The organism is Cyanobium sp. PCC 7001 (assembly GCF_000155635.1).
Lineage (GTDB): Bacteria > Cyanobacteriota > Cyanobacteriia > PCC-6307 > Cyanobiaceae > NIES-981.
The window spans coordinates 262,240-287,634 of sequence record NZ_DS990556.1 but is presented as its reverse complement, the minus strand read 5'-3'; the positions used below and the strand labels follow the sequence as shown (position 1 = coordinate 287,634).

23 protein-coding genes and 1 pseudogene are annotated in these 25,395 nt (G+C 72.2%); 15 read left to right on the top strand and 9 right to left on the bottom strand.

Annotated features, from left to right (window positions below):
* The first annotated feature begins 2 nt into the window (after positions 1-2).
* Genes CPCC7001_RS01430 through CPCC7001_RS01410 form a run of 5 tightly spaced genes read left to right on the top strand, consistent with a single transcriptional unit; the run spans position 3 to position 6,100 of the window.
* A complete protein-coding gene (locus CPCC7001_RS01430; protein ID WP_043368458.1) occupies positions 3-1,427 on the top strand; it encodes an NAD(P)/FAD-dependent oxidoreductase in 1,425 nt (474 codons plus the stop codon).
* 19 nt (positions 1,428-1,446) lie between these two features.
* Entirely contained in the window at positions 1,447-2,160 is a 714-nt protein-coding gene (locus tag CPCC7001_RS01425; RefSeq protein WP_156796633.1) for a glycosyltransferase family 2 protein, read from the top strand.
* Complete coding sequence (locus tag CPCC7001_RS01420; protein ID WP_006911598.1) at positions 2,157-3,467, top strand: hypothetical protein; 1,311 nt, start codon at positions 2,157-2,159, stop codon at positions 3,465-3,467. The genes CPCC7001_RS01425 and CPCC7001_RS01420 overlap by 4 nt, the downstream gene beginning before the upstream one ends.
* Positions 3,468-3,474: 7 nt before the next feature.
* Complete coding sequence (locus tag CPCC7001_RS01415) at positions 3,475-4,344, top strand: DUF547 domain-containing protein (RefSeq protein ID WP_006911296.1); 870 nt, start codon at positions 3,475-3,477, stop codon at positions 4,342-4,344.
* A gap of 10 nt (positions 4,345-4,354) precedes the next feature.
* Positions 4,355-6,100, top strand: a complete 1,746-nt coding sequence (locus tag CPCC7001_RS01410) for an ATP-dependent DNA ligase (protein ID WP_006911795.1) — start codon at positions 4,355-4,357, stop codon at positions 6,098-6,100.
* Here CPCC7001_RS01410 and CPCC7001_RS01405 read toward each other — a convergent pair.
* The 4 genes from CPCC7001_RS01405 to CPCC7001_RS01390 form a co-directional block, all read right to left on the bottom strand.
* The gene (locus CPCC7001_RS01405; protein WP_043368456.1) at positions 6,060-6,644 is read right to left on the bottom strand and encodes a DUF4178 domain-containing protein; all 585 of its coding nucleotides are present in this window, start codon (positions 6,642-6,644) and stop codon (positions 6,060-6,062) included. The two genes, CPCC7001_RS01410 and CPCC7001_RS01405, sit on opposite strands and share 41 nt — an antisense overlap.
* Before the next feature lie 66 nt (positions 6,645-6,710).
* Positions 6,711-8,303, bottom strand: coding sequence for a polyamine aminopropyltransferase (locus CPCC7001_RS01400; RefSeq protein ID WP_050757023.1), 1,593 nt, complete (start codon positions 8,301-8,303; stop codon positions 6,711-6,713).
* A complete protein-coding gene (locus tag CPCC7001_RS01395) occupies positions 8,300-8,530 on the bottom strand; it encodes a hypothetical protein (protein ID WP_225867135.1) in 231 nt (76 codons plus the stop codon). Before CPCC7001_RS01395 ends, CPCC7001_RS01400 begins: the two co-directional genes overlap by 4 nt.
* A 9-nt stretch (positions 8,531-8,539) precedes the next feature.
* Positions 8,540-9,589, bottom strand: coding sequence for a hypothetical protein (locus CPCC7001_RS01390; RefSeq protein ID WP_006910861.1), 1,050 nt, complete (start codon positions 9,587-9,589; stop codon positions 8,540-8,542).
* A gap of 75 nt (positions 9,590-9,664) precedes the next feature.
* On the opposite strand from CPCC7001_RS01390, the gene CPCC7001_RS01385 reads away from it, so the two are divergent.
* The 4 genes from CPCC7001_RS01385 (at position 9,665) to CPCC7001_RS01370 (ending at position 14,928) form a co-directional block, all read left to right on the top strand.
* The gene (locus CPCC7001_RS01385) at positions 9,665-9,874 is read left to right on the top strand and encodes a DUF350 domain-containing protein (RefSeq protein WP_006909114.1); all 210 of its coding nucleotides are present in this window, start codon (positions 9,665-9,667) and stop codon (positions 9,872-9,874) included.
* 13 nt (positions 9,875-9,887) lie between these two features.
* Positions 9,888-12,371 carry a ligase-associated DNA damage response DEXH box helicase gene (locus CPCC7001_RS01380; RefSeq protein WP_006911820.1) on the top strand — a complete coding sequence of 828 codons (2,484 nt, stop codon included), beginning with the start codon at positions 9,888-9,890 and terminating at the stop codon, positions 12,369-12,371.
* Between the two features lie 46 nt (positions 12,372-12,417).
* Positions 12,418-14,391: a diguanylate cyclase gene (locus CPCC7001_RS01375; protein WP_006910221.1), complete on the top strand. Its 1,974-nt coding sequence runs from the start codon at positions 12,418-12,420 to the stop codon at positions 14,389-14,391.
* Between the two features lie 141 nt (positions 14,392-14,532).
* Positions 14,533-14,928: a gamma-glutamylcyclotransferase gene (locus CPCC7001_RS01370; RefSeq protein WP_006909827.1), complete on the top strand. Its 396-nt coding sequence runs from the start codon at positions 14,533-14,535 to the stop codon at positions 14,926-14,928.
* An 8-nt stretch (positions 14,929-14,936) separates the two neighbouring features.
* Here CPCC7001_RS01370 and CPCC7001_RS01365 read toward each other — a convergent pair whose 3' ends face one another.
* Complete coding sequence (locus tag CPCC7001_RS01365; RefSeq protein WP_043368453.1) at positions 14,937-17,081, bottom strand: 4Fe-4S binding protein; 2,145 nt, start codon at positions 17,079-17,081, stop codon at positions 14,937-14,939.
* Between the two features lie 261 nt (positions 17,082-17,342).
* Between CPCC7001_RS01365 and pdeM the strand changes: the two genes are divergently transcribed.
* Positions 17,343-17,990, top strand: coding sequence for a ligase-associated DNA damage response endonuclease PdeM (gene pdeM, locus CPCC7001_RS01360; protein ID WP_006909423.1), 648 nt, complete (start codon positions 17,343-17,345; stop codon positions 17,988-17,990).
* A gap of 32 nt (positions 17,991-18,022) precedes the next feature.
* On the opposite strand, the gene CPCC7001_RS01355 is transcribed toward pdeM, so the two are convergent.
* Complete coding sequence (locus CPCC7001_RS01355) at positions 18,023-18,460, bottom strand: CBS domain-containing protein (RefSeq protein ID WP_006910400.1); 438 nt, start codon at positions 18,458-18,460, stop codon at positions 18,023-18,025.
* Between the two features lie 91 nt (positions 18,461-18,551).
* On the opposite strand from CPCC7001_RS01355, the gene CPCC7001_RS01350 reads away from it, so the two are divergent.
* Positions 18,552-19,052: a CDP-alcohol phosphatidyltransferase family protein gene (locus tag CPCC7001_RS01350; RefSeq protein WP_006910435.1), complete on the top strand. Its 501-nt coding sequence runs from the start codon at positions 18,552-18,554 to the stop codon at positions 19,050-19,052.
* Positions 19,053-19,069: 17 nt separating this feature from the next.
* On the opposite strand, the gene CPCC7001_RS01345 is transcribed toward CPCC7001_RS01350, so the two are convergent.
* The 3 genes from CPCC7001_RS01345 to CPCC7001_RS01335 form a co-directional block, all read right to left on the bottom strand.
* Positions 19,070-19,996 carry an NAD-dependent epimerase/dehydratase family protein gene (locus tag CPCC7001_RS01345; RefSeq protein ID WP_006910886.1) on the bottom strand — a complete coding sequence of 309 codons (927 nt, stop codon included), beginning with the start codon at positions 19,994-19,996 and terminating at the stop codon, positions 19,070-19,072.
* Positions 19,997-20,073: 77 nt separating this feature from the next.
* Positions 20,074-20,946 (bottom strand): EAL domain-containing protein, encoded by an 873-nt coding sequence (locus CPCC7001_RS01340; protein ID WP_198006436.1) that lies wholly within the window; start codon positions 20,944-20,946, stop codon positions 20,074-20,076.
* A 147-nt stretch (positions 20,947-21,093) separates the two neighbouring features.
* Positions 21,094-22,002, bottom strand: a complete 909-nt coding sequence (locus CPCC7001_RS01335; protein ID WP_006911626.1) for an AEC family transporter — start codon at positions 22,000-22,002, stop codon at positions 21,094-21,096.
* On the opposite strand from CPCC7001_RS01335, the pseudogene CPCC7001_RS15670 reads away from it, so the two are divergent.
* The 4 genes and pseudogenes from CPCC7001_RS15670 to CPCC7001_RS01320 all read left to right on the top strand — a co-directional run.
* A pseudogene (locus CPCC7001_RS15670) lies at positions 22,001-22,252 on the top strand (TIGR02450 family Trp-rich protein); the annotation flags it as partial. The gene CPCC7001_RS01335 and the pseudogene CPCC7001_RS15670 sit on opposite strands and share 2 nt — an antisense overlap.
* A gap of 27 nt (positions 22,253-22,279) precedes the next feature.
* Positions 22,280-23,053, top strand: a complete 774-nt coding sequence (gene hisA, locus CPCC7001_RS01330) for a 1-(5-phosphoribosyl)-5-[(5-phosphoribosylamino)methylideneamino]imidazole-4-carboxamide isomerase (protein WP_043369288.1) — start codon at positions 22,280-22,282, stop codon at positions 23,051-23,053.
* 192 nt (positions 23,054-23,245) lie between these two features.
* The gene (locus CPCC7001_RS01325) at positions 23,246-23,629 is read left to right on the top strand and encodes a Fur family transcriptional regulator (protein WP_156796812.1); all 384 of its coding nucleotides are present in this window, start codon (positions 23,246-23,248) and stop codon (positions 23,627-23,629) included.
* A gap of 36 nt (positions 23,630-23,665) precedes the next feature.
* On the top strand, positions 23,666-25,306 hold the full coding sequence (locus CPCC7001_RS01320; protein WP_006910923.1) for a DUF3685 domain-containing protein: 1,641 nt from the start codon (positions 23,666-23,668) through the stop codon (positions 25,304-25,306).
* Positions 25,307-25,395 lie beyond the last annotated feature (89 nt).

Genomic DNA, 25,395 nt, shown 5'->3' with positions numbered 1-25,395 from the left:
TGATGGCGCGGGAACGGTTCTTCCTGGAACTGGACCCTGCCGCCGGCGTGGACCCTGCCTGGCCCCGGGTGGTGATCGTGGGCGGCGGCTTCGCCGGCCTTCAGGCGGCCCGGCGGCTGATGAACCAGCCCGTGCGCGTGAGCCTGATCGACAAGCGCAACTTCAACCTGTTCCAGCCCCTGCTCTACCAGGTGGCCACGGGGCTGGTGCCGGAGGCCGACGTGGCCACGCCCCTGCGCCGCCTGCTGGCGAAGGCGGCGAACGTGCAGGTGCTGCTCGGGGAGGTGGAGGACCTCGATCCGGCCGGCCGGGCGGTGGTGTTCAACGGGCGCCGCCTGGCCTACGACCATCTGATCCTGGCCGCGGGTTCAGGCAGCTCCTACTTCGGCCATGAGCGCTGGCGGCCGCTGGCGCCGCCGATGAAGATCCTGGAGCACGCCGACGAGATCCGTCGGCGTGTGCTCACGGCCCTGGAGGAGGCCGAGCAATGCGCCGACCCCGAGCGGCGGCGGCGGCTCCAGTCGGTGCTGGTGGTGGGGGGCGGCCCCTCCGGCTGCGAGCTGGCCGGCTCCCTGCATGAGCTGCTGGCCCACACGGTGGAGCGGGATTTCCGCCAGCTGCGGCCGGAGCACAACCGCGTGATCCTGGTGGACCCCGGCGAGCGGCTGCTGAGGGCCATGCATCCCACACTCTCGGAAGCGGCCGAGCGGTCCCTGCGCGGCCGTGGGGTGGAGGTGGTTCTCGGCGGCCGGGTGGTGGCGATCGAGGCTGACGCCGTGACCCTCACCCAGCCGGGGCCGCAGGCGGGCGCCCCCCCCTCGGAGCGGCGGATCGAGGCCGCCACCGTGTGCTGGACGGCCGGCGTGCGGGCCTCCCATCTCGGCAGGCGGCTGGCGGACCTCACCGGCTGCGGGCTCGATCGCGGCGGCCGCGTGATCGTGCAGCCCGATTTCTCCGTGCCCGATCACCCGGAGATCCGCGTGGTGGGCGACCTGTGCGCCTACAGCCACACCCCCGACACCCGGCCCCTGCCGGGCATGGCCGGCCCCGCCGTGCAGATGGGGGGCTGGGTGGCCCTCGACCTGCTGGCGACACTGCAGGGCCGGCGTATGGCGCCGTTCCGTTGGACCGATCTCGGCAGCATGGCGGTGATCGGCCCCCTCAGTGCCGTGGCCGACCTGCGCGGCCTGCGGGTGAGTGGCGTCCTGGGCTGGCTGCTCTGGGGCCTGGCCCACCTGGCGTTCATGCCCGCCGCCGAGAACCGCCTCACCCTGCTCACCCGCTGGCTGTGGGCGATCGCCACCAACCAGCGGGGCTCCCTGTTGATCACCGGCCGGATCAACCAGCACATGGACGTGCCGGTGGGGCTGGAGCAGGGGGAGCCCCTGGAGCAGGCAGCGCCATCCGATGGCAGCGCTCACCGGTAGAAGTCCCCAGCAGGCCCCCATGTCCATGAGCAGCCTGGCCAGGGTGATGGCGATCATCCCGGTGCGCGATGAGGCCGCCACCATCGGCGCGGTGGTGGCGCGGCTGCGGGGGCTGGGGGTGGGGGCGATCCGGGTGGTGGACAACGGCAGCACCGACGCCAGCGCGGCCCTGGCCCGGGCAGCGGGGGCGGAGGTGGTGCGGGAGCCGCGGGCCGGCTACGGCCGGGCCTGCTGGAGCGGGCTGCAGTTCCTGCCCGATCCGGTGCGCTGGATCCTGTTCTGCGATGGCGACGGCAGCGACGACCTGGCCGCCGTGGCCGCCTGGCGCCCCCTGATGGACGGGGCCGATCTCATCCTCGGCAACCGCTGTGCCACGGCCGAAGGCCGGGCCCGGCTCACGCCGGTGCAGCGCTTCGGCAACCGGCTGGCCACCAGTCTGATCCGGCTGGGCTGGGGCCATGCCTACGCCGATCTGGGCCCGCTGCGGCTGATCCGGCGGGAGGCCCTCGAGGCGATGGCCATGGCCGATCGGGGCTTCGGCTGGACGATCGAGATGCAGGTGAAGGCGGTCGAGGCGGGCCTGCGGATCGTGGAGTGCGACGTGCAGCAGCACCCCCGGCGCGGTGGCCGCTCCAAGATCTCGGGCACGCTCCGGGGCAGCGTGGGAGCGGGCCTGGGCATCCTCTCCACCGTGGGCCGGCTCTACGGGCGGCGGCTGGGGCTGCTGCCATGAGCCAGCCCGCCTCCCGAGCCCAGCAGGGACTGCTGATCGCCAGCGGCGTGCTGCTGGTGGCCGGCGCCGCGCTGGTGAGTCCCTACGGGCAGTTCCGCGATCCCCTGGTGCTGCAGCGGTTCTGGCCGGGCGCTGTGGTGATGGGGCTGGGGTTTGCCCTGTCCTGGCGGCTGGCCGTGGTGCCCGCCGCCGCCTTCTGGGGGGTGGCGCTGGCCGCCCGGCTGCTGCTGCTGCCGATGGAGCCCAGCGACGACGTCTGGCGCTACCTCTGGGAGGGGAGGATCCAGCTGGAGGGTTTCAACCCGTTCCTGCTGCCACCGGATCACCCGGCGCTGGAGGCCCTGCGCCCCCCCTGGTGGGGGCAGATCAACCATCCGGATGTCACGGCGATCTACCCGCCCCTCAGCCAGCTGCTGTTCCGGCTGCTGGCTCTGGCCGGGCCCAGCGTGGCACTGCTCAAGCTGAGCGTGGTGGCGGCCGATCTGGCGGTGTGCGGGCTGCTGGCCCGCCGCTTCGGCCATCGGGCCGCCCTGCTGGTGGCCTGGAATCCGCTGGTGCTGGTGTGCCTGGCCGGCGGCGGCCATTTCGACAGCTGGTTCCTGCTGCCCCTGGTGGCGGCCTGGCTGCTGCTGGAGCCCGCGCCCACCCCGGGCCGCCAGCGGCTGGCCGCCCTGCTGCTGGGGCTCAGCGCGGCGATCAAGTGGATCTCCCTGCCGATGCTGGCGCTGCTGGTTGGGCAAGCCCTGGGGCGGCGGCAATGGCGCCACGGCGCCGCCCTGGCAGCCCTTGGCCTGCTCCCCCTGGCCGTGGCGGCGGTGCCCTTCTGCAGCTCCGGCGTCTGCCCCCTGATTCCGGTGGAATCCGGCTTCGTGCGGTTCGGCCGCAGCGCCGAGCTGGTGCCGGCTCTGGTGGGGCGGCTCTGGCCCTGGACGCTGGCCCACAACAGCCTGTTTCTGGCACTGCTGGCCTTCCTCAGCCTGCTGCTGCTGGTCATCAGCACGGATCTGGGCCGCTTCAGCCGCCGCTACCTGCTGGCCCTGCTCATGGTGTCGCCGATCGTGCACCTCTGGTACGTGAGCTGGTACCTGCCCTTCGCCGTGCCCACCCGCGCCTGGGGCGCCCGCCTGGTGAGCCTGTCGGGCTTCGTGTACTGGGTGCTGCCCGCCCGCCTGCCGGACTGGCGCCTCAGCGAGCCGGAGCGGCTGCTGTTCTGGGCGCCGCTGCTGCTGGGCCTGGGGCTGGAGGCCCTGGCCTCGCGCCGCCCCCTGCTCCCCGCGTTCGCTCGCCACCGTCCATCTGAACCATGACCCTCCCATGACCTTCCGCTCCCTGCTCCTGTTGGCCGGCGTGCTGCTGCTGGCCGGCTGCCGCGGCGGCCCCTCCCTGGCGGATCGGGCCAACAGCACGCCCCAGCAGCAAGCCAACGGAACCCCCACGCGCCCGGCGCCCCGGCCGCCCCTGGACCACAGCGCCTATGCCCGGGTGCTGGAGCGCTTCGTGGACCGGCAGGGTCTGGTGGATTACCGGGGTCTGCAGCAGGAGCCCCGGGATCTGGAGGCCTACGTGGCCGCCATCACCGCGGTGGAGCCCGACCGCTTCGCCAGCTGGCATCCCAGCGAGCAGATCGCCTTCCTGCTCAACGCCTACAACGCCCTCACCCTGGCCTCGATCATCGAGCAGGAGCCGATCCGCGCCAGCATCCGCGACATCCCCGGGGTGTGGAAGCTGCGGCGCCACACGGTGGCGGGGGAGGGGATGACCCTCGACCACATCGAGCACGGCATCCTGCGCAAGCGCTACGACGAGCCCCGCATCCATGCCGCCCTGGTGTGCGCCGCCATCAGCTGCCCGCCCCTGCGCCGCGAGCCCTACACCGGGCCGGCGCTCGACACCCAGCTGGATGATCAGTCGCGCCTCTGGCTCAGCAGCCCCCAGGGACTGGTGATCGGCCGCGGCGCCCAGGGGGAACCCGGCAGCGTGGCCATCTCGCAGATCTTCCAGTGGTTCGGCGACGACTGGAAACGCCGCTACGCCACCAGCGAACGCTTCGGCGACCACGAAGGCCAGCGCGCCATCCTGAACTACATCAGCGGCTACGTGAGCCCGGCGGACCAGGCCTTCCTGCGCAACGGCGACTACCGCCTCACCCATCTCCAGTACGACTGGTCGCTGAACCAGCAGTAGGGGCCCAGCCATGCGCCGCTTCGCCGCGCTGATCGAGCAGCTCGACCACACCAGCGGCACCGCCGCCAAGGTGGCCGTGCTGCAGCGGTGGCTGGCCGCGGAACCGGCCGCCGATGCCGCCTGGGCCCTGCACTGCCTGCTGGGCAAGCAGCGCCGCCGGCTGATCACGGCGCGCCGTCTGCGCCAGATCTGCCTGGAGCAGGCGGGGCTGCCGGAGTGGCTGTTCGACGACTGCTACGCCCAGGTGGGCGACACGGCCGAAACCATCGCCCTGCTCTGGCGCCAGGTGGGAACGGAGGCGGGCACCCCAGCCTCTGCCCCCGCGCCCGTCGCCGCCCCAGCGCCAGACGCTCCGCTCCACACCTGGATGGAGGAGGTGCTGCCGGGCGTGGCCGGCCTGGAGGGCGAGGCCCAGGCCGAGGCGGTGCGGGCCCTCTGGAGCCGGCTCGCGGGCATGGAGCTGCTGGTGATGAACAAGCTGCTGAGCGGCGGCTTCCGGATCGGCGTGGCCCAGGGCCTGGTGCTGCTGGCCCTGGCCGGGATGAGCGGCCTGGAGGAGTCGCTGCTGGCCCACCGGCTGATGGGGGGCTTCACCCCCACCCCGGCGGCCTGGGCAGGTCTGCTGGCCGCCGGGCAGGGCGACGAGGCGCGCAGCAGCCGGCCCTATCCCTTCTTCCTGGCCTCCCCCCTGGAGCTGCCCGCCGATCCCGGCGCCGCCCCCCTGGCAGGCAGCGTGGACGACTGGCAGATCGAGTGGAAATGGGACGGCATCCGCGGCCAGCTGATCCGTCGCGCCGGCGCCAGCCTGCTCTGGAGCCGGGGAGAGGAGCTGATCAATCCCGCCTTCCCGGAGCTGATCGCCCTGGCCGACAGACTCCCCGACGGCACCGTGCTCGACGGGGAAGTGATCGTGTGGCCGGCGGAGGCGCCGCGCCCTGCCCCCTTCGCGGCCCTGCAGCGCCGCCTGGGCCGCCGCGCGCCCGGACCGAAGCTGCTCGGGGAATGTCCAGCCGTGTTCCTGGCCTATGACCTGCTGGAACAGGAGGGCCGGGACCTGCGCCCCCAGCCCCTGCGCCTGCGCCGGGCCGCCCTGGAATCGCTGCAGCGGCAGCTGCCGCCGGCGGCAGGGGCGTCCTCGGCCGGGCCCCTGCGCCTCTCCCCCACCCTCGCGCTCGCCGGCTGGGAGGAGCTCGAAGCCCTGCGCCAGCGGGCCCGCCCGGTGGGCGCCGAAGGGCTGATGCTCAAGGCCGCCGGCTCCCCCTACCTGGCCGGCCGCAGGCGGGGCCACTGGTGGAAGCACAAGCTGGAGCCCTACCGGCTCGATGCGGTGCTGCTCTATGCCCAGGCGGGCAGCGGCCGCCGCGCCAACCTCTTCACCGACTACACCTTCGGGCTATGGGATCGGGACGGCGGTAAGCAGGATGGCGAGCGTCGCCTGGTGACCTTCGCCAAGGCCTATTCCGGCCTCAACGACCGGGAGATCAACGCCCTCGACCGCTGGATCCGCAGCCACACCACCGAACGGTTCGGGCCAGTGCGGGCCGTGGAGCCCGCGCAGGTGTTCGAGCTGGCCTTCGAGGGACTGCAGGCTTCCCGGCGCCACCGGAGCGGCATCGCCGTGCGCTTCCCCCGCATCAGCCGCTGGCGCCAGGACAAGCCCGCCGCAGAGGCCGACACCCTGGCCAACGCGCTCGCGCTGCTGGAAGCCGAGCCCCTCAGCGATACACCGAGCGACCGTCGCCCGGCAGCAGGGTGAGGCTGGTGGGTTCGATCCGGTGGCCGGCGGTCACCTCCGCCTCCTGATCCTCGCCGCTGCCCCAGAGCTCCACGCAGAGCATCCGGCCCCCGCTGCCCACGTAGTCGGCGTAGCGGCACTGGCCGGGGCGCTTGTTGAGGGTGCGCAGCCGGGCGGTCACCGTGGCCTGGCCCTGCTCCCGGAGCGTCAGCGCCTCCCCCTCCCACTCCAGCTGCCTGGGCAGGGGCCGAGGGGGTGTGAACGGCACCGTCTCCAGCCAGCTCACCTCCAGCCAGTCGTCCTCGTTCACCACCAGCCAGCGGCCTTCGTCGCCGTCGCGCAGGAGGTACTCGAGCCACTGGAATCCCTCTTCCTCGTAGAGCAGGCGGTCTTCCACCACCCAGTCCCGGCCGTCGGCCTGCACGATGTCGCCCAGCTGCAGATCGAAGAGGGTGCGCTCCCGCACGGCGGCACGGCGGCGGCGACCACGCAGCCGGCGGAAGCGCTGCAGCGCCAGCAGCAGCCCGGCTGCGGCCACCAGCACCAGAAGCACCAGCACGGCCATCGCCCCAGGGCATCGTCACCGCACACTATCGGCGCCCCGGAGACGGCAGCACCCCAGGGGCGGCGCTCAGTTGGAGCGCCAGCGGCTCTGGCGCTGGTAGTCCACCAGCACGGGCCGCACCAGCCGGTTGGGCTCCACCCGCTCCCCGGGGCCGGGCCTGAGATCCCGGGGAAGGTCGAACAGGTGCCGTAGCTGGGCCCGGTCGAGCCAGCGGGCCTGGAACGGCAGGTCGCCGGCGGCGAGGGTCAGCGTGGGCCGGTGGGCGAGCACGAAGCCCCAGGGGCCGAAGCTCGGCACCGTCACGCTGTAGGGGCGGGTGTCGAGGCCCAGGGCCTCGAAGGTAGCCTGGATCGAGGCCAGCACCCGCGGGGTGAAGAAGGGCGTGGAGGCCTGGGTCACCACCAGCCCGCCGGGTGCCAGCCGCCCCAGCAGGCGGCCGTAGAAGCCGAGGCTGTAGAGCCTGGCCAGTGCCGGGGTGGCCGGATCGGGGAAGTCGGCGATGATCACGTCGTAGCGGCCCGCCAGGCCGGGCACCAGGGCCAGGGCATCGCCCAGGTGCACATGCACCCGGGGATCGTCGAGGCTGGAGCCGTTGAGCCGTCGCAGCAGCGGGTGGCGACGGGCCAGGCGCAGCATCGCCGGATCCAGTTCCACCAGGTCCACCCGCTCCAGGTCCGGCCAGCGCAGGATCTCCCGCAGCGCCAGGCCATCCCCCGCCCCCAGCAGCAGCACGCGCCGTGGCCGGCCGTGCAGCGCCATGGCGGGATGCACCAGCGCCTCGTGATAGCGGTATTCATCGAGGCTGGAGAACTGCAGGTTGCCATCGAGATAGAGCCGCAGATCGTCCCGGCGGCGGGTGAGCACGATGCGCTGGTGGCGGGTCTGCAGCCGGCCGATCACCGGATCGTCGTAGAGCCCGTCCTCCACCCGGTCGCCCAGCGGTGCCACCAGCAGGGCCGCCACGCCGGCCAGCGGCAGGGCCGCGGCCACGGGCCAGCGCCAACGGCGCAGGCCGGGGAATCCCCAGCAGAGGGCGCCGCTGCAGAGCAGGGGCACCAGGGCCAGCAGAGCTGCGGTGGGCAACAGGCCGAGCCAGGGCAGCAGCAGCAGCGGGAAGGCGAGGGAGCCGAGCAGGGCGCCGAGGTAGTCGAGAGCCAGCACCTGGGCCAGGGCCCGGCGCAGCTGCTCCTGGCCCTCCAGCAGGCGGGTGAGCAGCGGGAGCTCCATGCCGCCGAGCCCCCCCACCGCCAGGGTGAGCAGCACCAGGGCCAGCCACAGCGGTCCATCGGCGGCGAACAGGCTGAACAGGGCCAGCGGGCCGAACAGGCAGAGCGGGCTCAGACACAGCTCCACCAGCACGAAGGCCCGCAGCAGGGAGGCCTGCGCTCCGGCCCCCGCCGCCACGAACTGGCTGAGCCACGCCCCCAGCCCCATCGCCGCCAGGAAGGTGCCCACCACCACCCCGGTGGCCAGGGCCGCATCGCCGGCCAGGTAGCTGGCCTGGGTCACCAGCAGCAGCTGCAGCACCAGCCCCACGGCCGAGGAGAGGGCGGCGCTCACCAGCAGCAGCCTCACCTGAACGGGGGTGAGCACCCGGGCCTGCGCCCGTGCCTGCGCCTGGGGCCTGTCCTGCGGGGGTGTCCCAGCCCCGGGGTTCACTTGGCGCCGCCGGGCCCGCGGCCCTGGAATCCTCCCCAGTCACGGCGGCGGGGCGTGGCCGTCCAGAGCCCACCGCGGTAGCGGCCCCGGTAGTTCACGCCGCTGGAGGAACTGGCCCGGGGAGCCCCCTCCTGCCCCAGCCGGTACAGCAGGGGCCGGGTGATGGCGAGCCCGGTGCCGATCAGCACCGAGGCCAGCAGCAGGCCGAGGATCAGGGAGCGTTCCACCACCGAGATCTAGCTCCCCGCAGCGGCCGTCCCTTCCACGCCGGCCTGCAGCCCGGGAGCGGCCAGCGCCGTGGCCGGCACCAGCCAGGGGGTGACCACTCCGTCCTCCAGCAGCAGATCGATCCATTCGAGCTCCAGCCCACCCCCGGCCAGCTCCGCCGGCAGGGCGGTCCAGACCCGCACGCTCCCGGGTTCGGCCAGGTGCAGATGCCAGCGGCTGGTCACGGTCCACCAGCTGTCGTCCTCCCCGCTCCAGTGCCGGAGACACGCGGTGCGTGTCTCCTGGAGCAGCACCCGGCCCCGGGCATCGGTGACGCGGAGCTCCAGGGGTACCTCGGCCGGCGGAGGCCGGCGGGGGAGCGGCGGGTGAAAGGGCTCCTCGTAGCGGGCGCGCACCACCACCCGCAGCAGGCCCGCACCGCCGAGCACCTCACGAAGCGCCAGGGTGGCGTCGTCACCGCGCACCCGCCGGCGCAGACGGCAGTCGCCATACACCGCCGCCCACAGCATCCTGGCCACCAGGGCACTGCAGAAGGCCGTGATCAGCAGCAGGCCCCGGTCCACGCTGTGGTTGCGCACATGGAGCCATACCCGCAACGGTCCGGGCACCTCCACACCCGTGGCGCCCTCCAGCTCCTCCCGCACCAGCTGCAATCGGTAGGCACCGCTGGCGGGAGGCCGCAGCGTCAGCACCAAGTCGGCGTCCTGCTCGTCGTAGGTGCCGCTCTCGCCGTCCTCCCGCCAGGTGCCGAGTTCCCGCCAGCCCTCCTTGCTCAGCTGCAGCACCGGCCGGCCGGCCCCATCGAGAAGATCCACCGCCAGCGCCATGGCGCTGTTGGGGGGAAGCTCGGCCCGCAGATCCAGCCGCGGGCTGCCCAGCCAGCCGGCCTCCAGCCGGAACGGCTGGCTCAGCACCGGCACGGCGTCATCGAGGATCAGCAGCTGCCGCTGGCGGGGGGTGAGCAGCGAGGCCAGCAGCACCAGCAGCGGCAGCAGGGGCAGCAGCACCGCCAGCTGAGGCCAGCGCACCACGGCACTGGGGGTGACGGGCGGCGGCATCGCGCGGCAGGGCCGGTCGGGCGGACCTGCGTACCCTAGGGGTGGTGCCGCGCTTCACCGCACCTGTCCCCACCGATGACCCGTCCCCTCCTCCAGCTGCTTTTCACCGTGGGGTGGACCGTGGTGGGCGTTGTGCTCATCTACGCCGGCATCGTGCTGTTCGACCGGCTCGCCCCGATCGACTACCGCGCCGAGATCCGCCAGGGCAACGTGGCCGCCGGCCTGGTGCTGGCTGCCGTGATTCTGGCCGTGGCGGCGGTGGTGGTCACCGTGATCGCCACCTGAGGCGCCGCCCGGGGTGAGGCCATCCATCCAGGCGCAGCTGGCGCCCGTCGAGGAGTGGTTCCGCCGGCAGGGCTGGCGGCCGATGCCGTTCCAGCGCCAGTGCTGGAAGGCCTACCTGCAGGGGCAGTCGGGCCTGATCCAGGTGCCCACCGGCTCCGGCAAGACCTACGCGGCGGTGATGGGGCCGATCGCCCGGATGCTGGCGGATCCCCGGCCCGGCCTTCGCCTGCTCTACCTCACCCCCCTGCGGGCCCTGAGCCGCGACCTGGCGGCGGCGATCCAGGCACCGATCAACGCCATGGGCTGGCCGCTGCGGCTGGGGGTCCGCAATGGCGACACCCCCGGCAGTGAACGCACCCGGCAGCTGCGGCGCCCGCCCGAGATCCTGATCACCACCCCGGAATCCCTCTGCCTGCTGCTGGCCAACCCCAGGGCCGAGGAGCTGTTCGGCGGCCTGGAGGCGGTGGTGCTGGATGAATGGCACGAACTGATGGGCGGCAAGCGGGGCTCCCAGTGCGAGCTGGCCCTGAGCTGGCTGCGGCGGCAGTGCCCCGGGCTGCGCACCTGGGCCATCAGCGCCACGATCGGCAACCTCGAAACGGCGGCACGGGCGGCCGTGGGCGATGGCCCCGACCCCGTGCTGATCACGGCCAGGCTGCGGCGCGATACCGCCATCCGCAGCCTGGTGCCGGAGCGGATCGACGGCTTCCCCTGGGCCGGGCATCTGGGGCTGCGCATGTACGAGGAGCTGGTGGCGGCCCTCGAGCCCAGCGTGTCCACGCTGCTGTTCACCAACACCCGCAACCAGGCTGAGCGCTGGCACCAGTGCCTGCGCTACGCCTGCCCGGAGATGGAGGGGGCCCTGGCGCTGCACCACAGCGCCATCGACCGGGCCGAGCGGGAGGCGATCGAGGCCGGCGTGAAGGCCGGCGGCCTGCGCTGGGTGGTGTGCACCAGCTCCCTGGACCTGGGCGTGGACTTCCAGCCGGTGGAGCGGGTGGTGCAGATCGGCAGCGCCAAGAACCTGGCGCGGCTGCTGCAGCGGGCCGGCCGCAGCGCCCATCTCCCCGGCGGCACCTCCCAGGTGCTGTTCATGCCCACCAACGCCCTCGAGCTGCTGGAGGTGAGCGCCATGCGGCGCGGCCTGGCCGAGGGCCTGGTGGAGGAGCGTCGCCCGCCGCAGGCCCCGATCGACGTGCTGCTCCAGCACCTCACCAGCCTGGCCTGCGGCCCCGGCTTCCATCCCGAGGAGGAGCTGGCCACGGTGCGCAGCGCCTGGAGCTACCGCCACCTCCCTGAGGCCAGCTGGCGCTGGTGCCTACGGTTTCTTGAACAGGGGGGCGACTGCCTGGGCGCCTATCCCCGCTACCGCAAGCTCAGGCGGGTGGAGCAGGGCCAGGCGGAGCGGCTGGTGGTGAGCGAACCGGCCATCGCCCGGCTGCACCGGGTCAACATCGGCACGATCACCGCCGATCGTGCCGTCACGGTGCGGGTGGTGCGCGGGGCAGTGCTGGGCCATGTGGAGGAGACCTTCATCAGCCGGCTCAAGCCGGGCGATGTGTTCTTCTTCGCCGGGCGGCAGCTGGAATTCGTGCGGCTGCGGGAGATGACGGCCCAGGTGAAGGCCACCACCCGCAAGAGCCAGGCCGTGCCCGCCTGGGCCGGCGGCCAGATGGCCCTCTCCGACCTGCTCAGCCACCACCTGCGCCAGGAGGTGGACCGGGCCGCCCGGGCCCTGGCCGCGGAGGACACCACCGCCCTGGACACACCGGAACTCCAGGCCCTCGAGCCCCTGCTCCGCCGCCAGGCCGAGCTCTCGGCCCTGCCCCGCAGCACGGAATTCCTGGTGGAGCTGTGCAGCAGCCGGGAAGGCAGCCACCTCTATGCCTACCCCTTCGAGGGCCGGTTCGTGCACGAGGGGATCGGCTTTCTCTGGGCCTGGCGGCTGGCCCGCCACGCCCCCACCACCATCACCGTGTCGGTGAACGATTACGGCTTCGAGCTGCTGGCACCGCGGGGCTACCGCTTCGAGGCGCTGTTCGAGGAGCATGCCGATGCCCTGCTCGACACCAGCGAGCTGGAGGCCCACCTGGAGCAGGCCATCAACGTGTCGGAGCTGAGCCGGCGGCGCTTCCGGGCCATCGCCCAGATCAGCGGCCTGGTGGTCAACGGCTACCCCGGACAGGCCCGCACGGGCGGTCAGCTCCAGATCAGCGCCGCCCTGCTGTTCGATGTGTTCCAGCGGCACGAGCCCGGCAATCTGCTGCTGGCCCAGGCCCGCGCCGAGGTGCTGGGGGAGCAGCTGGAGCTGCCCCGCATCGCCGAGGCCCTGCAACGGCTGATGGGCTGCCGGCTGCTGCTGCAACGCACCCCCCGGCCCGGACCGCTGGCCTTCCCGTTGCTGGCGGAGCGGCTGAACAACCGGATGAGCAATGAATCCCTGCTGGCACGGCTGCAACGGCTGCGGGAGCAAGCCGAACGGCAGGAAGGCTGCTAGCTATTGACTGCTACAGGGTGGACCGCTGCCCATTCCGATCCCCACCATGCCGGATCCGGCCCCCAGAGCCTGGCTGGATGCTGTCAGGTCCTGGCACATCGAGCGCCTGGCCGCGGCCGTGCTGCTGAGTGGGCTCGTGGCCACGGCCGCCATCAGCGAGCTCACCCGCCGCTTCGGCGTGGCGCAGTACGCCAGGCAGGAAAGCAGCTTGCTCACCCAGGTGAGTGATGCGATCCACGCCAGGCTGGAGGTGAACGCCGCCGCCCTCGCCTCCGTGGTGGCCCTGTTCCAGGCCTCCAGCACGGTCACCCGGGCGGAATTTGGTCGCTTCTATGCCACGCTCGCCATCCCCTCGAGCGGCCGGGATGCGAACGGTGGCCTGCAGGGGCTCGGTTTCGCCCGCCTCCTCACCCCCGCCCAGGTGGCCCCGTTTGAGGCCCGGATGCGCACCGAGGGTTTTGCGGACTTCCGGGTGAAGCCCCCCGGGCCGAGGCCCACCTACAGCGCGATCGAATTTCTGGAGCCCGAGAACGTGGTCAATCGGCAGGCCCTGGGCTTCGACATGGCCACCAGGCCGATGCTGCAACGGGCCATGCAGACGGCGGACCGGACCGGATCCGCCACCCTCTCGGGGAAGGTGAAGCTGGGGCTGGAGCAGCGCCCTCTGGCCGACGACCCCCCCGGCGTGGTGCTGTTCATGCCGATCCAGAAGAACGGCGACGCCTTGCAGGGGTGGGCCTACGCCCCGATGGCGCTCAAGGACCTGTTCGATGGGGTGCTGGCCACGGTGAACCAGGCCGCGCTGGCCGGGGCCACGGTCCGCGTCATCGACCGCACCAGTGGCGAGCCGGCCTCGCTGCTCTACACCACAGCGAAACAGGGGCGTGACATCTGGGAGCGACCCACCGACGCCGAGGAGACCCTGGAGCTGGCCGGCAGGCGCTGGGGGGTGCAGGTGAGCCTCGGGTCAGGGCAGGGAAACCGCTATGGCCTCAGCCCCACCTTCTGGGCCGTGCTGATCTGTGGCGCAAGCGCCAGCCTGGTGGCCGCCATGGCCGCCCACCTGCTGGCCATCAACCAGCGCACCACCCGCGAAGCCCTGGCCGTGAGCGAGGAGGCGGCCAAGGAGCGGGCCCTGGCCAGCACGGTGTTCGACGCCAGTGACCAGGGCATCGTGGTGACCGACCCGGAGGGCCGGATCCTGATGGCCAACAACGCCTTCACCCAGCTCACGGGCTATCGCCTCTCGGAGATCCAGGCGCAGAGGGCCGACCTGCTCAAATCAGGCCGCCACGGGCCGGAGTTCTACCACGAGCTCTGGCAGGCGGTGCTGCAGCGCGGGCACTGGCAGGGTGACCTCTGGAACCGGGTGCGCAGCGGCGAGATCCGCCGCCATCACCTGGCGATCTCCACCGTGCGCGACGAGGCCCTCAGGCCCCGCTACCTGGTGGGTTTCCTGCAGGACATCACCGAACGCCACGCCGCCGAGGAGATGGTGCGGCACCAGGCGCTGCATGACCCCCTAACCGGCCTGGCCAACCGGGCCCAGTTGATGCAGCAGCTGGAGCGGGATCTGGCGCTGGCCAAACGCTACGGACGCGCCATCGGCCTGCTCTACCTCGATCTCGATGGGTTCAAGGAGGTGAACGACCGCTACGGCCATGCCGTGGGCGACCGGGTGCTGCAGCTGGTGGGGCAGCGGCTGCAGGAGGTGTTGCGCCAGAGCGACCTGCTCTGCCGCCAGGGGGGCGATGAGTTCGTGGTGCTGGTGCCCGATGCCGGCAGCCTGAATGAACTGGTCACCCTCGCCACCAAGCTGGCGGAGGTGTGCGGCAGCTCCCTCGGGGATCTGGGCTCGGGGATCGCGCTCTCGGCGAGTGTGGGCATCGCCCGTTTCCCCGATCACGGTCACACCATCGATGCCCTGCTGGTGGCCGCCGACAACGCCATGTACGTGGCCAAACGCACCCCCGGTGAGCAGGTGCACCTGGCGGAGCCCAGCCCACGCAGCTCCAGCTGAGCGGGTCCTCGGCGCCGCTCAGGCCTTCTCCAGCCTCCGCACGATGTAGGCCATCAGCCCGAGCGATCCGGCCAGCGCCAGCAACAGGGCCAGGGTCATCACAGCGCAAGCACACTGGAGCCATTATCGAGGCAGGGTGGCGTGAACGGGCAGCCGGTGTTCGTCTACGGCACCCTCAAGCGGGGCATGGCCAACCACAGCTGGCTGCGGGAGGAGCGCTACCTGGCCGATACGGCGCTGCCCGGGGCCTGCCTCTACGACCTGGGCCCCTTCCCCATGGCGGTGCTGGCGCCCCTCCCCACAGACCCATCGCTCGTCCACGGCGAGCTGTTCACGGTGCGGGCCGCCACGCTGGAAGCTCTGGACCGCCTGGAGGGCGCCCCCCGGCTGTTCGAACGTCACTGGCTGCCCCTCCGCTGCGGCGGTCGGGCCTGGGTGTACCTCGGCAGGCCCCATCAGGTGCGCCACTCGCCCCGCATTGCCAGCGGCCGCTGGCAGCGACCGGGCAGGGCCGAGCCAAAGCGGGCCAACGCCTGACACCGGGCCTACGCCGCCACCAGCCAACGGCCCAGGCCGGCCAGCGCCAGCACCAGGCCGGTTCCGAGCAGCAGGCGCGGCCCGCGATCGAGCAGAACGCGCAGCAGCAGCACCAGCGATCCCAGAGCGCCCAGGCCCACCGCCGCGCTCTGGCAGAACGCCACCACATGGCCGTCGGCGCTCCAGCTGGGCAGCGGCAGGGCGAAGGTCCCGTCCACGCCGCCCAGGCTCACGGGCAGCAGCAGGCCCGCTTCCTCCATGCCCACGGGGAGATGACGGGCCAGCAGCACCCCCCAGAGCAGGGGCAGCAGGGCGTAGAGCAGCAGCCGCGCCTGGTGCCGCGGCAGCCAGGGCCGCAGGCCGAGGAAGAGCAGGGATGGCACGGCCAGGGCCAGGCCGCCGAAGGCCAGCCGGGGCAGCAGGGGGCCGGCCTGCAGCGACGCCGGCGCCAGGCTCCACCAGCCCAGCAGCCGCTGCCAGTTGTGCAGGCACACGCCGCCGGCCAGCACGAGGATCAGGCCGGTCTCGCCCCAGGGCGGGGCCATGTCGCGCTGGAGATCGGCGGCGGGGGGCCGCAGCCGCAGCTGCACCGAGCGGTGGGGACAGGCCTGGGCGCAGGTGAGGCAGAGCACGCAGTTGCGGTTGTCCTCCAGATGGGCGGGGTGGGTGCCGAGCGGGCAGCCCGCCGTGGCCAGGCCTTCCCCCTCGGCAGGGCCTCCCTTGAAGCAGGCGTAGCTGCTGCAGCTGCCGCTGCAGGTGCCCCCCTGGGCCCGCAGTTCGAGGATCGAGAGCTTGGCGAACAGGCCGTTCATGCCGCCCACCGGACAGAGGTAGCGGCACCAGAACCGCTTCTCGAAGGCCAGTGACCCAACCACGGCGCCCGCGGTAATCAGCAACAGCAGACAGCTGCTGAGCCAGGCCGTGTTCTCCAGATCGGCCAGTTCCTCCCAGAGCAGGATCGCCGCGAATCCAGCGGCCAGGGCGGGCGCCCCCCAGCGGTCGGTGTCGCCGCGGGGCCAGGGCCGCGGCCGCCAGCCCAGGGTGCGGGCCAGGCGCTGGACGATCTCCCCCCACACCATGAAGGGACAGAACGAACACCACAGGCGGCCCACCAGGGGATAGCCCAGCAGGATCAGGGGCCACCACCAGGCCCAGAACAGGTTGAGGCCCCCGTTGTGGGCCCGGTCCTGGGGGCCCTGCCAGAGCCACAGGTTCACCAGCACGAACAGCCAGCTCACCAGGCCGAACAGCAGGGTGTTCCACAGCTCCGGCGCGCGCATCCGGTACCGGAGCCCCGGTTTCCAGCGCCAGAGATCGAACCGCAACCGGGCCGGTCGCGATGGGGTCCAGAACACGTCGTCGGGCAGCACCTGGGAAGCGCCATGCCCCTGCATGGCCTGCTCGGTGCCCTCGCGGCGGCACTGCTGCAGGGCACGGTTCACCAGTTCATCGAGTTCCCGCAGGTTGTTGGGGAAGTCGTAGTTCTGCAGGCGCTTCACGGCCGCCTCGCTCACCGTCGGAGCCGGCGACCAGCCCAGTTTGCGGGCCCGCAGGCGCACCACGTACCGCAGCCATTCCCCCAGGTCCTGGCGCCGCACCCGCAGCGGCGGCACCCGGATCAGGGTGCAGACACGGTCGAACCGGGGCAGGGCCCGCTCGGCCGTGAAGAACACCCGGCCCGGGAAGCGGCGCTCGCTGCTGTCGGGTCCAGGGGCGCGCCATTGGCCGGTGGCGGCCAGCTCCAGCAGCGCCGGCAGCAACACCTCGGGCGCCTGATCCACCTTGTCGATCAACAGAGACCCCGAACCGAGGCAATCCAGCAGCGAGTCGACACCATCGGATCCGCTGCTGCCGAACAGGGTCGAGCCGTCGGCCTTGAGGGTGGCACCGTCCAGCCTCAGCATCAGCTCACGCCGCTGGCGGGAGCCGAAATGGATCAGGGCGGCGATGTTGTCCTTCTCGAGGCCGGGCTCGCCGCTGATCAACAGGGGGCTCTGCTCCGGATCAGCCGCCGCCGTGCGGATCCTGTCCCGTAGGCGGCGGGCATAGCGGCTGCTGCCGACGACACCTCTGCGGGAGCGCCCCACCAGGTGGGGCGCCAGACGCAGGAGACGGTCGTTGGGTTCAGACGACACTGCGTTGGGGCCAGCCATGGCCAGTCAGTCTGGGAGACAGCCACCGGAGCGGTCCCGGGACAGGACCGGTGACGGCAGATCCGCGATGACGGCAGAGCCGACTGACGGACTGGATGCCCCCTCGGCAGGAAGACGTCCCTGCCGCGTCAGCCCCGCCGTTCCGTTTCCTCCTCCGATCTGGCCCTGGATCGGCCGCACGGGCACACAGCTCCGCGGTTCCGCGGCGGAGGGCCTCCAGGGCTCAGGATCGGGGCTTCCTCCCCATGTCCTCGCCAGCCCTTGGCCACCGGTGCCGCATCCGCCACCTTCCTGTGGCGCGACCATCCCCTCACCCTGCTGGCTGATCGTGCCATCTGGGATCCCGTGCACGGCGCCCTGCTGGTGGCCGACCTGCACCTGGGCAAGGCCGAAACGTTCCAGAGCCATGGGATTCCCCTGCCCAGCGACGGCGATGCCGCCACCCTCAATGCCCTTCTGGACCTGGCCCATCGCCTGCAGCCCCGACAGGTGGTGGTGCTGGGCGACCTGATCCACAGCCGCCTGGGTCTCACCCAGGAGCTGCGGAGCAAGCTGGCGGCCCTGCCGGGGCTGCTGGGCTGTCCCCTGCGCCTGATCGGTGGCAACCACGAGCGGGGCAGCTGGATCGCGGCCCTGCCCCAGGAACCGTCCCACGCCCTCGGGCCCTGGTGGCTGAGCCATGAACCGGAGCCCCGGCAGGGCCTGCTCAACCTCTGCGGCCATCTCCATCCGGTGGCCCTGGTGGGGCGGGGACATGACCGGCTGCGGCTGCCCTGCTTCAGCTACAGCCCGCAGCAGCAACGGCTGGCCCTGCCGGCGTTCGGAGCCCTCACCGGCGGCCATCCGCTTGGGAGTGGAGAACGGCAGTGGCTGGTGGTGGAAGGAACCGTGCAGGCCTGGGGGGACTGAAATCCCAGCGAGGCCACTCAGCCCAGGTGCGCTCAGCTCTCGCTGGCCAGGGCCCGCACCACATCCCCCCGGGTCAGCACCCCGACAGGACGCCCGTCGCCATCCACCACGAACAGGCGCTGGGTGGCGCTCTCGTGCAGCTGGCGGGCCGCCGCCGGCAGGGGCAGGTCAGCGCTGCAGGTGTGGGACCCCTTGCGCATCACCTCACCCACGGTGCTGCCCAGCACCTGGTGCACCTGCCTGTCCCACTGCAGGGGGTTGCGCAGGTAGATCACCGCATCGAGCAGCATCACGTAGGGGCCGGCGTCGAAGCCGCTCTCGCGCACCATCAGGTCCTGCTCGGTGAGTTCACCCACCAGGGAGCCCGCTTGGTCCAGCACTGGCATGCCGCCGATGTGGTGCTCGCTCATCAGCTTCACCGCCTCCTGCAGGGGGGTGTCCACGCCCACGCTCAGCACCGGGCTGGTCATCACGGCAGAGACGGACTGGGCAACCACGGCATCGGGAACGGCTTGCAGGCATTCTGAGCCCGTGGGTGGAAGGTCGATGGGGGGCCACACGATGCGACGCCTGGCCGACGGGCTCACCGTGCTGCGGGCCCTTCTGGGGCTGCCCCTGCTGCTGGCCCTGGTCACCGATCAGCGGGGGCTGGCCTGGGTGCTGCTCCTGGTCGGTGGCCTCAGCGACTGGGCCGATGGGGTGCTGGCCCGGCGCGCCGGCGGGGGCACGAGCTGGGGCGCCCGGCTGGATCCCCTCACCGACAAGATCCTGATCAGCGCGCCGCTGCTCTGGCTGGGGGCCCGGGGGATCCTGCCGCTGCTGGCGGTGTGGCTGCTGCTGGCCCGGGAGCTGCTGATCTCCGGCTGGCGGGCCGGCCAGGGCAGCGGTGGACCGGCCTCTCCGGCAGGAAAGCTCAAGACGGTGCTGCAGTTCGTCAGCCTGCTGCTGCTGCTCTGGCCCTGGGGGGGAGCAGGGCTGCTAGCGAGCGTGGGCTGGTGGCTGTTCTGGCCCTCCCTGCTGCTGGCCCTCAGTTCCGCCTGGGGCTACCTGCGCTCCACCTGAGCGTTGCCAGGGCGCCGTCAGGCTCCTGCGGCCAGCAGAGCGTCATCGGTGGAGAAGTCCGGCGTCACCGGGGCGCGCAGGGCGTAGTCATGCACGTAGCTGTCCCGCAGGATGGCATCGAGATCGAAGGCCGGCTCCCACGCCAGCTCCCGCCGCACCCGCGTGGTGTCGGTGAGGAAGTGGGCCAGCCGCAGCGGGAAGGCCTTGCGGGCCTTCTTGTCGAGGCCGCCCGGGTCGAAGCTGCGCACCTCCACCGCCGCCGGATCCTGGCCACAGGCCCGGGCAGCCGCCTCCACCAGGCCACGGAAGGTGACGCCCTTGGTTCCAGTACAGTTGTAGATGCGGTTCGCGGAGGCCTCCACCTCGATGCAGCGGGCCATGGCGGTGGCCAGGTCCCTCACATGCCCCAGCTGGGTGATGGTGCTGCCGTCGCCGGGAAGCGGCACGGGGCGGCCATGCAGGATCCGGTCGAAGAACCAGCGTTCCACCGGGTTGTAGTTGCCGGGCCCCACGATGTAGGTAGGCCGGAAACTGGTGAAGGGGATGCCCTGCTGGCGCAGCCAGGTTTCGGTTTCGGCCTTGCCCGCATGGCGGCTGGCCGGATCGGTGGGGCTGTCCTCGTCGAGGGGCCACAGCTCCGAATCGGCGTACACCCCGGCGGAGCTCACGTAGACGAACCGGTGCTCCGGCGCGCCGGTGCGCTCCAGCACGGCCCGCGAGTCCGCCAGGGTGCGCCCGGAGCTGTCCACGATCACGGCGAAGCGGCGACCGGCGAGCGGCGCCAGATCCTCTGGGGCGGAGCGATCGCCCACCAGGTGCTCCACACCGGCGGGCACGGGGTTGCGGCCGCGGGTGAACAGCGTCAGCCCATGCCCCGCCGCCAGCAGCTGCTCCACCAGGGGCTTGCCCACGAAGCGGGTTCCACCCATCACGAGGATCTGCATGGCTCGGCGGCGCAGGGGCGCGGCCATTCTCCCGGTTGACCCGTCGCCCGGATGCCACCGGGCGGCTCCGGCGGAACTCAGAGGGCCAGCGGCGCGGTCAGGAGCAGCTCGACGTCAGCCGCCGGGCTGGGACGGCCGAAGAGATAGCCCTGGAGCCGCGAGAAGCCCATCGCCTGGAGCAGGGCGAGCTGCTCGGCCGTCTCCACCCCCTCGGCAGTCACGGTGAGGCCGCAGGCTTCACCCATCTGCAGCATCACCTGGCAGAGGGCTCTGGAGCGGGAGGAGTGGGGCAGATCCGCCACGAAGGAGCGATCCACCTTCACATGGGAGAAGGGAAAGCTGCGGAGCACCGCCAGGGAGGCGTAGCCGGTGCCGAAGTCATCGAGGGCCAGATTGAAACCACAGGCAGCCAGGCGGTCCAGCCGCTGAAGCAGCTCCGGATCGTCGCCCAGCTGGTGGCTCTCGGTGAGTTCCAGGCAGATGGCCGCGCAGTCGACAGCGGAGGCCTCGGCCAGACCACGCAGCTGATCCAGCAGCTGGGGGGAGCGCAGCTGCAGCACCGAGAGATTCACATTCACCCCGATGGGGCAGCGGCGCAGGGCGGGTTGCGCCAGCAGCTCGCAGCCGGCCCGAAACATCGCCAGACCGATGGACTCGATGCAGCCCTCCTCCTCCGCCAGGGCGATCCAGTGCTCGGGGGGAAGGTCCGGCAGGCCAGCCCCGCCGCGAACCCGCAGCAGCACCTCCAGGGCCGCGATCTCCCCGGTGTGGAGATCCACGATGGGCTGCACATGGGGTTCGAGCAGGCCCTCGGGCACCAGCCGGTGCAGACAACGCAGGGCATGGAGCCGCCGCAGCGAGGCCGGCACCGAGGCCAGGGCGACAACCCCGGCCTGAGCGAAAGGGCGCCGATCCCGCGGTGTTGCTCCGGACGACGTGGAGAGGCTCAAGGCACGCAAGTCAAGGCAGACAGGGCGACGTGGGGTTCATGCACCACCTGCCCAAGGAAACCCCAGGAAACGGCACCTCGCCAGCCACCCTTCGCCAGCGGACCGACTGCCCCACCAGCCACGGCCGGAATCCGGCCTGTACGGCCCTCAGGCCATCAGCAGCCTGGCCCAGACGGGCACCGTGGCCAGCCCCAGCAGGGTGCTCCACAGCACCAGGGACGCCGCCTGCTCGCCATCGGCATGCCCCACCCCGGCCTCGGGAACGGCCGCCTGCAAGGGCCGCACCTCCGCCAGCAGCAGCACCGACACGGCGGTGGGCGTGGCCGCCTGGAGCACCAGGGCGGCCCGCACCAGGGCCGGCAGGGCCAGCAGGCTCGTGAGCAGCAGCATGCCGGCGGGGAAGATCAGCAGCTTGATCCCCAGCGGCCACCACAGCCGCCGGGGCAGAGGTTCCCCCAGGGCCCCGCCCATGCGCATGCCCACCACCAGCAACGACAACAGCAGCACCAGCCGGGCCGGCCACCACAGCGCCCCGGCCAGCGTCTCCCGCCAGGGCGTCAGTTGAACCAGCAGGGCCGCCCCCACGCCGCGCAGAGCCGGACTGCCCGCCAGGCCCAGCAGCAGGGCCCGGGGCGCGGCCCGCTGGCCCGTGAACAGCAGGGGCCCCAGGCTCCAGGTGAAGAGGGTGGCGGCGAGGTCGTAACTCACGCTGTAGGCCACCGCCTCCGGCGGCAGCAGGGCCAGGGCGGCGGGGATGCCGAAGTAGGCCGTGTTCCCCACCACGGCCCCCCACTGCTCCACGGGCCCGGGCAGCCGTCGCCGCAGCGCCGGCAGCCCGCGCACCAGCAGCAGGGTCGAGGCCACCGCCACCAGGGTGATCAGCAGCACGTCCAGGAAGCGGGCGTCCACGCCGGTGCGCAGCAGCAGCCCCATCACGCTGAACGGCACGCCCCAGTGCACCAGCAAGGGCGCCAGGCGGGTGGAGAGATGGGGCCAGCGGCGCGCCAGCCCCAGGCCGACCAGCAGCGCAGGCACCAGCTCCAGCAGAAACGCCATGCCGGCTCCGCGCCACCGGCCCACGATGACGCTTCAGGATGACGCCAGTCAGTCCGGCCCCATGCGTCTGAGTCCGGCCTACACGGCCCAGGCCGGCGTGCTGGAACGCACCCGGGGGCATCGCCACTTCACGCTCGTGGGGGAGCGCGGGGGGCGGCGCGACCGGGCCGCCGAACTGGCCGCCGTGCTGGATCCGAGCCTGCGGCTGCTGGTGCCCCTGCCCGAGCTGCGGGACAGGAGGCTCTGGCAGCCTGGCTGGCAGCCACTGCGCCGCTCCATGCAGATCATCCCCGCCATCGACCTGCTGGAGGGGCAGTGCGTGCGACTGCATCAGGGCGACTACGGCCAGGTGACCCGCTTCTCCGAGGATCCCGTGGCCCAGGCCCTGGCCTGGCAGGCCCAGGGGGCCACCCGCTTGCACCTGGTGGACCTCGATGGCGCCCGCACCGGACTGCCGGTGAACGATGCCGTGGTGAAGGCGATCACGGCGGCGCTCTCCATTCCGGTGCAGCTGGGCGGCGGCGTGCGCAGTGAGGAGCGGGCCGAGGAGCTGCTGGCCTGCGGGCTCGATCGGGTGATCCTCGGCACCGTGGCGGTGGAGCAACCGGAGCTGGTGGACACCCTGGCCGCCCGCCACCCCGGCCGCATCGTGGTGGGCATCGACGCCCGCGACGGCATGGTGGCCACCCGGGGCTGGGTGAGCGCCAGCAGCACCGAAGCCACAGCCCTGGCCGGCCGTTTCAGCCGCAGCGGCGTGGCCGCCATCATCAGCACCGACATCGCCACCGACGGCACCCTCGCCGGCCCCAACCTCGAAGCACTGCGGGCGATGGCCACGGCCAGCGCGGTGCCGGTGATCGCCTCCGGGGGCGTGGGCTGCCTCGAACACCTGCTCTCGCTGCTGAGCCTCGCGCCCCTCGGGGTGGAAGGGGTGATCGTGGGACGGGCCCTCTACGACGGCTCCGTGGACCTGGCCGAAGCCATCGAAGCCGTGGGTGAGGGGCGGCTGCAGGACTGCGGCGACCCGCCGGGGAGCGCCGCCATCGCCTGAAGAGCCGGGCCCAAGCTGCCCGCCCCAGGAGCCGGCCTCGGCGACCGGTCCTGGCAACCCGTACACGGAACGCTTGTGGCCTGCTCTATAACAGAAAAAGTCCTGCTGTGATGATCCGGATTGACCACGTCGGCCCCCGCGACCCTCCCCACCAGTGTGGAAGCGGTCTACCGACGCTGCCGTGATCTCGGCATGCGCCTGAGCCGTCAGCGGCGCATGGTGCTCGATCTGCTCTGGGCCGAGAAAAGCCACCTCAGCGCTCGCGACATCTTCGAGAAGCTGAACGACCTGGGCCGCAACATCGGCCACACCTCCGTGTACCAGAACCTGGAGGCGCTCCAGTCCGCCGGGGTGATCGAATGCCTCGACCGGGCCAACGGCAGGCTCTACGGCTACCGCAGCGATCCCCACAGCCACATCACCTGCCTCGAATCCGGAGCGATCGAGGATCTCGATGTGGAACTCCCGCCCGACCTGCTGCGCCAGATCGAGGAGCGCACGGGCTTCCGCATCGAGTCGTACACCCTCAACCTCACCGGCAGGCGCTGCCGGCGGCCGCTGGAGAAACAGCCCTGAGCTCGTTACCTTGGGCCATCAACTCGGCCCTGGTGCGTGAGTCCGCAGCTCCTGCTGTTCGCTGAACCCCTGGTGGCATCGGGGCTGCTGCGGCTGCTGGCCGAGCACTTCGACGATCTGGAGACGGTCGACGACCCCTCCCTGCTGAAGGGGGCTCCGACCCTGGTGCTATGGCGGCCCGCCGCCGGCACCACGGGCGAAAGTCTGCGGCGCGAAACCCTGCTGCTGCGGGAGCGCTGGCGCCCGGCGCCCCTGCTGGTGCTGCTGCCGCCGGGCCACGGCGTGGCGGCCTCCACCCTGCTGGAGCTCTCCGCCCATGGCCTGCTGGAAGCGCCAAGCCCGGAGGAGCTGCTGGAGGCCATCCGCACCCTGCGGGCCGGCGGGCGGGTGCTGCAGCTCCAGACCGGCGCAGCGCTGCGGCCGGAGGGGGAGGCCCCCCAGCCGCTTGGGCTGGGCCAGCATCTGCTGGTGAGCGGGCTGGAGCAGATCGAGGCCACCCGTGCCCTCTGCCAGCGGCTGCTGGATCCCCCGCCCAGCCAGCCCCTGCAGCGCTGGGCCCTGGAGGGCCGCCTGCGGGAGCTGGCCTGCGCCAGGCAGCTGCTGCTGCTGCTGTGGGGCCCCCTGAGCCTGGCCTGGGAGCTGCCGGAGTCCGGGGCTCCCGCTTCGGCTTCAGCTTCGGTGACCCCCGGACCCGGGGCCGAGAGCCGTGGCGGCATCCTCACCCTCCAGCAGCGCAATGCGGCCGGCATCTGGCAGGCCGTGCGTCAGCGGCTGGAGGCGGCCATCGCCACCGGGCTCGAGAACCGGAGCGGGCAGCTGCTCGCCATCGAGGGCCTCCATCCGGAGCGCTGCCGCGACCTGCTGCTGGCGCTGCTGGACCAGCTGGAGAGCCTGCGGGGCCAGCTGGCCGCCGACGCGGAAGGAGCCGATGCGCTGCTGGAACGGTGGCTGGCCTGCCAGCCCCAGCTGCGTGAACAGGCGCTGCGGGCCATGGCCAGCCCTTACGTGCAGCTGCCGCGCCAGGGGATGCTGGAGCCGGTGTCTCGCACCCTGATCGCCTCCAGCGACCTCACGGTGATCGACCCGGAACTGCCCGATCTGCAGCCGATGCTGGCGACGCTGGTGCTGGCCCAGCCGCTGCTGGTGGATGGCCAGCTGGTGCCCGCCGATGAACTGCGGGCCGTACTGCACCTGGAGCGCCTGGTGGCCAACTGGCTGGTGCGCACCGCCGAACTGCTCGCGGCCGATGTGCTGGCCTGCTGCGGCAGCTGGCCCGAGCTGCGGCGCTACCTGCTGCGCTCCGACCTGCTGGCCACCCGCAATCTCGAGCGGCTGCGGAACCAGCTCAACGCGCAGCAGCGCTGGGGCGACCTGTTCGAGCGGCCGATCGCCATCTACGAAAGCCGGCGCCAGCTGCTGTGCGTGGACAGCGGACGCATCGGCGCCGTGAACCTGCTGGAGCCCAGGGACGGTGAGCTGCAGCGCCTGGGCCCGCTCCAGCAGCTGGTGACCCTGGCCCTGGAAACCCGCGATGCGGTGGCGCCCCAGCTGCGGCAGCTGGTGCAGAGTCTCGGCAACCTGGTGGTGGTGCTGCTCACCGAGGTGGTGGGCCGGGCGATCGGTCTGGTGGGACGGGGCATCGTGCAGGGCATGGGCCGGCGCACCGGCCGCCCCTAGGGGGAGGGCCAACCCTCCACAATGGCCCCATTCCATGGGGACCAGGGCGTTGCGGAAGCCGGAGCACGACACGAGGCCGTGGAGTCAGG

What these genes read in the sequence shown, in the direction of transcription:
- CPCC7001_RS01430 (WP_043368458.1), top strand. Translation starts at nt 3, where the DNA reads ATGGCGCGGGAACGGTTCTTCCTGGAACTGGACCCTGCCGCCGGCGTG.
- CPCC7001_RS01425 (WP_156796633.1), top strand. Translation starts at nt 1,447, where the DNA reads ATGTCCATGAGCAGCCTGGCCAGGGTGATGGCGATCATCCCGGTGCGC.
- CPCC7001_RS01420 (WP_006911598.1), top strand. Translation starts at nt 2,157, where the DNA reads ATGAGCCAGCCCGCCTCCCGAGCCCAGCAGGGACTGCTGATCGCCAGC.
- CPCC7001_RS01415 (WP_006911296.1), top strand. Translation starts at nt 3,475, where the DNA reads ATGACCTTCCGCTCCCTGCTCCTGTTGGCCGGCGTGCTGCTGCTGGCC.
- CPCC7001_RS01410 (WP_006911795.1), top strand. Translation starts at nt 4,355, where the DNA reads ATGCGCCGCTTCGCCGCGCTGATCGAGCAGCTCGACCACACCAGCGGC.
- CPCC7001_RS01405 (WP_043368456.1), bottom strand. Translation starts at nt 6,644, where the DNA reads ATGGCCGTGCTGGTGCTTCTGGTGCTGGTGGCCGCAGCCGGGCTGCTG.
- CPCC7001_RS01390 (WP_006910861.1), bottom strand. Translation starts at nt 9,589, where the DNA reads ATGCCGCCGCCCGTCACCCCCAGTGCCGTGGTGCGCTGGCCTCAGCTG.
- CPCC7001_RS01385 (WP_006909114.1), top strand. Translation starts at nt 9,665, where the DNA reads ATGACCCGTCCCCTCCTCCAGCTGCTTTTCACCGTGGGGTGGACCGTG.
- CPCC7001_RS01375 (WP_006910221.1), top strand. Translation starts at nt 12,418, where the DNA reads ATGCCGGATCCGGCCCCCAGAGCCTGGCTGGATGCTGTCAGGTCCTGG.
- CPCC7001_RS01365 (WP_043368453.1), bottom strand. Translation starts at nt 17,081, where the DNA reads ATGGCTGGCCCCAACGCAGTGTCGTCTGAACCCAACGACCGTCTCCTG.
- CPCC7001_RS01355 (WP_006910400.1), bottom strand. Translation starts at nt 18,460, where the DNA reads ATGACCAGCCCGGTGCTGAGCGTGGGCGTGGACACCCCCCTGCAGGAG.
- CPCC7001_RS01350 (WP_006910435.1), top strand. Translation starts at nt 18,552, where the DNA reads ATGCGACGCCTGGCCGACGGGCTCACCGTGCTGCGGGCCCTTCTGGGG.
- CPCC7001_RS01345 (WP_006910886.1), bottom strand. Translation starts at nt 19,996, where the DNA reads ATGCAGATCCTCGTGATGGGTGGAACCCGCTTCGTGGGCAAGCCCCTG.
- CPCC7001_RS01335 (WP_006911626.1), bottom strand. Translation starts at nt 22,002, where the DNA reads ATGGCGTTTCTGCTGGAGCTGGTGCCTGCGCTGCTGGTCGGCCTGGGG.
- hisA (WP_043369288.1), top strand. Translation starts at nt 22,280, where the DNA reads ATGCAGATCATCCCCGCCATCGACCTGCTGGAGGGGCAGTGCGTGCGA.
- CPCC7001_RS01325 (WP_156796812.1), top strand. Translation starts at nt 23,246, where the DNA reads ATGCGCCTGAGCCGTCAGCGGCGCATGGTGCTCGATCTGCTCTGGGCC.